We start from the raw sequence: 4,825 nt of genomic DNA on the forward strand, positions 1-4,825 counted from the left end.
ATGATGTGGGTCGCACGGCCGGAGGCCCGGAGTAGCCCAACCGGCCCGGGTCCCCGATGTCGGTCCGGTAGTGTGCGCCGGCCAGGGAGATGCGGCTGACGGCTTCGTAGGCTGATCCTCTCGCGGCCTCCAGATGCGAGCCGATCGCGGTGACGCACAGCACGCGCCCGCCGGACGACACGATTCTGCCATCGGTGTCCCGGCGGGTTCCGGCATGCAGGATGTCCACGCCGGTGAGGGCACTGGCGGCGGCAAGACCACTGATCGGATCACCGACTCTCGGCGCCCGCGGATAGCCGGCCGCCGCGACGACGACCGTGACCGCGGCGCCGGACCGCCACACCGGTGCCTGCTGCCCGGTCAGGACGCCGGTCAGTGGGCTGGACAGCAGGGCCAGGATCGCCTGTATCTCGGGGTCCCCGAACCTGACGTTGAACTCGATCACCCGTACACCGCGGGAGGTCAGGGCGAGACCGGCGTAGAGAAGGCCGTGGAAGGGGGTGCCGCGGCGCGCCATCTCGTCCACGGTGGGCTGGATAACCGTCTGGACGACCTGGGTGGACAAGCCGTGCGGTACCCACGGAAGCGGCGCATATGCGCCCATCCCGCCGGTGTTCGGTCCGGCGTCGCCGTCCCCGACCCGCTTGTGGTCCTGGGCGGGCAGCAGGGGAATGACGGCTCCGGCTTCGGTCACGATCGCGAACAGGGAGACCTCTGGTCCGTCCAGATACTCCTCGATCACGACCCGGTCGCCCGGATTGCGCAGGCAGGCGTGCACCGCGCGGACCGCGGCCTGCCGGTCAGCGGTGACGGTGACGCCCTTGCCCGCGGCGAGACCGTCGTACTTGACGACGTATGGCGGGCCGAACTCGTCGAGATCGGCGAGGGCTGGCTCGACCTCGGTGTGATCACGTGATGATGCGGTGGGAACGCCGGCCGCGCGCATCACGTTCTTGGCGAAGGCTTTGCTGCCCTCCAGCCGCGCGGCCGCGGCGGTCGGCCCGAAGCAGCGTTGGCCGCTGGCCCGCAGCTTGTCGGCCGCGCCGGCAACCAGGGGGATCTCCGGGCCGATGATGGTCAGCTCCGCCTGGACGGCTTCGGCCAGGTCGGCCACTGCGTCCGGGTCCGTGACATCGAGCGGATGCGGTTGTGCCAGCTCGGCGGTGCCGGCGTTACCGGGGGCGCAGACCAACGAGCCCACCGCCGGGTCACGCGCCAGCGCTCGGCACAGCGCGTGTTCCCGGCCGCCCGAACCGACGACGAGGATCTTCACCTCGCCACCCGTGCCGGCCTGGTCTGCCGGCGGCGGGCTGCCAGCGCGCAGCGTCCGGACTCGTCTCCGGTCACGGCGCCCGCGTCGCGGTCGTCGCGGTCGGTGGGGGAGGGCACGCGGTACAGGGTAGCGCCCGTGCCGACCGCGCTATCCGGACTTGCGGGCGAAGCTGGCGGTTGCGGAGCTGGCGGTTACGGAGCTGGCGCTTACAGGCTGATGCCGGCATTCCAGAGCAGGTGCGCCATGGCGTAGACGAGCTGGTGCGCGCAGCGCCGGGCGTCGACTTCCGCCATGGCCCCGATGACCGTGTGGAGGTCCACCGGCCACACCCGGACCTCGCGACCGAGGACGGCCCGTGGCCCGGGATCCTCGCGGCTTTCGAAGGTCCGCCCGGCGGAGTCCACGAACAGGTGCAGGGATCGGCCGGTATACGGGAAACTCTGATTGCGCCAGTGGAGTATCGGCCAGGCTCGTGGCTGGGCGCGCCGCCCGCGTCGAGGCGTCCCGTCGGCGGGTGGATCCGGTTCCTGGTCCGCGATCACTCGGATCGCGAAGGTCGGGGCAAGCTCCTCGGCCGCGCAGATGGCGAGGAACTCGGCAATCTGCGCGACCGCGTAGTTGGCGATGGCGTCCGCGCGTTCCTTGCGCTGCTCCTCGACCTGCTTGGCGCTGCGCACCGCATGGCTGCCGCGGTTGAGCACCTCGGGCAGCGTGGCGGGAAGCAGGTCGCCGATGGGCGAGAAGCCGACTGGCCAGGCCCGTATACCGACAACCGGGCTCGCTGCCTGCGACTGGCGAACGAGATTGGTGCGCAGTGCCGGTGTCCAGTGAACCGTGAGCGGACCGACCAGGCTGTCGGGCCGGGGGTCGGCTGACGCGGCCGCGACGGGTGGCGAGCTGTCCGGTGAGCCGTCCCCGTCGGGTTGCCGCAGCGCTGGCGGCAGGGGGGTATTGGGCAGATTCAGTGTGGTCAGGCCTCTCCCAGGCGGGTCCCCGGCCGGCGTTGGCGGCTGGACCGGCTGTGCTGATAGGGATCTGTTGGACGGATGCGGCGAAGGGACCGACGGCTCCCTGCTGATCGTTTGTTCGTGTCGCCGTCGGTTGGCGGAAGCGCTCTCCGATGCCAGGTCGTCCGCCGTGCCGGTGCTCTGGCCGGAGCCTTCGGCAGGCACGGACCGGGCGGTGACAGCGGCCACCGTGACACCCCCGTCCCGATCGACTACTCCTGTTACCAGAACAGCCTCCACAGTAACTCTTGGTAATGCAAGTAGGACTTTCTTTTAGACGATCAAGTATGTCCCCCCGCGCACCTCGGGTGCCCTGGGGCGCCCTGCATGATGATCTTTTTTGAGTCTCTTCTGGATCTTCCTAGGTCGCCGGAAGCCGAAAGAACCATGATTCTTTTTCTGGCTGATTGGCGTGCCACGGAGCGTGCGAAGGTCTGGAGAAGGCGCGGCTTCTCCCTTGTCGGGCTAGATCGATATCAGAGTGCGCTGGCCTTCCGCACTCCATGGCCGGCGGGCCAGGTAACCTCGCTCGGTGCCCGCGCTCGTGCTCATCGGCGCCCAGTGGGGCGATGAAGGCAAGGGAAAAGCGACTGACCTCCTTGGTGGGGCGGTTGACTTCGTCGTCCGTTACCAGGGCGGTAACAACGCCGGACACACAGTTGTCATCGGCGAGGAAAGCTACGCTTTGCATCTGATTCCGAGCGGTGTGCTACGGACAGACTGTGTGCCCGTGATCGGTAACGGTGTTGTGATCGATCCTGGGGTCCTGCTCCAGGAGATGGACGGGCTGACCGCCCGTGGTATCGATGTATCCCGCCTGCTGATCAGTGCGGACGCTCATTTGATCATGCCGCATCATCGTGCGCTCGATAAGGTTACAGAGCGTTACCTTGGCAAGGCCCGGATCGGGACGACGGGTCGCGGGATAGGTCCGACGTACGGTGACAAGATCGCCCGGACCGGGATTCGCGTCCAGGATCTGCTCGATCCCGGGATCTTCCGGGCCAAGCTGGAGCTGGCGCTGCGGGAGAAGAACCAGATACTGACCAAGATCTATAATCGGCGGGCTCTCGACGCGGATGCGATCGTCGAGGAGTACGCCGGATACGCTCGCCAGCTCGGGCCGCATATCGTCGATACCGGGCTTGTCCTCGATCGGGCATTACGTGATGGTAAGGTTGTCCTGCTTGAGGGCTCGCAGGGTACGCTGCTAGATGTTGATCATGGAACCTATCCGTTTGTCACCTCGTCGAACCCGACGGCGGGCGGGGCCGCGACCGGTTCGGGCATCGGTCCGACTCGGATCACGCGGGTGATCGGTATCTGCAAGGCATACACGACCCGGGTCGGCGCTGGCCCGTTTCCGACAGAGCTCACCGACAAGGTCGGCGATGAGCTCCGTGCCGTGGGCGGCGAGTTTGGTGTGACCACCGGTCGAGCGCGGCGTACCGGCTGGTTCGACGCTGTCATCGCCCGCTACGCCGTACGGGTGAACGGACTGACTGATATTTTTCTCACCAAATTGGATGTTTTGTCTGGATTTGATCGAGTTCCGATCTGTGTCGGATATGATGTTCATGGTGTACGTCACGACGACATGCCCATGACGCAGACCGAGTTTCACCACGCCAGGCCCATTTACGATGAGCTGCCGGGCTGGGGTGAGAACATTGCGGGAGCCACCTCCTTCGACCAGCTGCCGCGGGCCGCTCGCGACTACGTGAAGGCCGTTGAGGAGCTGGCCGGAGCGCCGGTGTCAGCGGTTGGGGTCGGCCCCGGCCGGGATCAGACCATAGCTATTCGTGATCTTCTTTGAGATCGTCGCGGTTGGGCTGCCCGGCGGCTGGGAAACGGCGTCCGTATGATGGGTCGGCATCCGGGCCTGCCTGCTCTCCCGTTGGCGGTGGGCATGGCATGCTCAGGCTTGGTCCGTCACCGATCCGCGTGGTTCGGTCCGTTGGTCAAGATGATATTGCTGGTGTGTCCCATGGCCGATGCGCCAGGGGCGATGCCGGTGTTGGAATGTTCTGTAACGCCTTTTGTCCGCATCGTGGAGGTACGCAATGAAGCGTTTCGCGCTGATCGCCCTGTTGGCCGCCATCGCTGGCGGCGGTTTCCTCTTCCGCAGGCGGGGCAAGCAGGACGTCTGAGCCGAGTCAGCAGGCCACGGGGCGCGCGATCGCGGCTCCGCGCGCGCCTGGGGCGATCCAGCGAGCATCTGCCTCTGACCGCGGGTAATCGTGGCCCACGGTCGGCGCTCCGATACCCGTCATCGGCACTCGGATACCCGTCAAAGGGCAGGCTGCGGCCTGCCACCGATCCGGGCTGTTCGGCCGGTCCCGTTGAGAAGGCTGCGGTCGTGCTGTCGACCAACTGACTGACGGCCAGTTGGTCGATGGTCAACTTTTTGTTGATCATTCATGATCCGTCTGGGCGCCACGCCCCGTTCCGCGGGCTCGGATCGGCTCGCGTCCGTGACGATCGCCGTGCGGTGCACACCTGGAGTGCGGCAGCTGGGGGCTCCGGCGGTAAGAGCGACCGGCAA

At 66.9% G+C, this 4,825-nt stretch carries 3 protein-coding genes; 1 reads left to right on the forward strand and 2 read right to left on the reverse strand.

Annotated elements, in window-relative coordinates; all coding sequences use genetic code 11:
- On the reverse strand, positions 1 to 1,273 hold a 1,273-nt coding region (gene purD / locus MJ783_RS10455; RefSeq protein ID WP_239310199.1), incomplete at its 3' end, for a phosphoribosylamine--glycine ligase.
- Between the two features lie 206 nt (positions 1,274 to 1,479).
- The gene (locus tag MJ783_RS10460) at positions 1,480 to 2,520 is read right to left on the reverse strand and encodes a hypothetical protein (protein ID WP_239310200.1); all 1,041 of its coding nucleotides are present in this window, start codon (positions 2,518 to 2,520) and stop codon (positions 1,480 to 1,482) included.
- 292 nt (positions 2,521 to 2,812) lie between these two features.
- On the opposite strand from MJ783_RS10460, the gene MJ783_RS10465 reads away from it, so the two are divergent.
- Complete coding sequence (locus tag MJ783_RS10465; protein WP_239310201.1) at positions 2,813 to 4,096, forward strand: adenylosuccinate synthase; 1,284 nt, start codon at positions 2,813 to 2,815, stop codon at positions 4,094 to 4,096.
- The last annotated feature ends 729 nt before the right edge of the window (positions 4,097 to 4,825 follow it).

Source organism: Protofrankia sp. Cj3 (genome assembly GCF_917627355.1).
Lineage (GTDB): Bacteria > Actinomycetota > Actinomycetes > Frankiales > Frankiaceae > Protofrankia.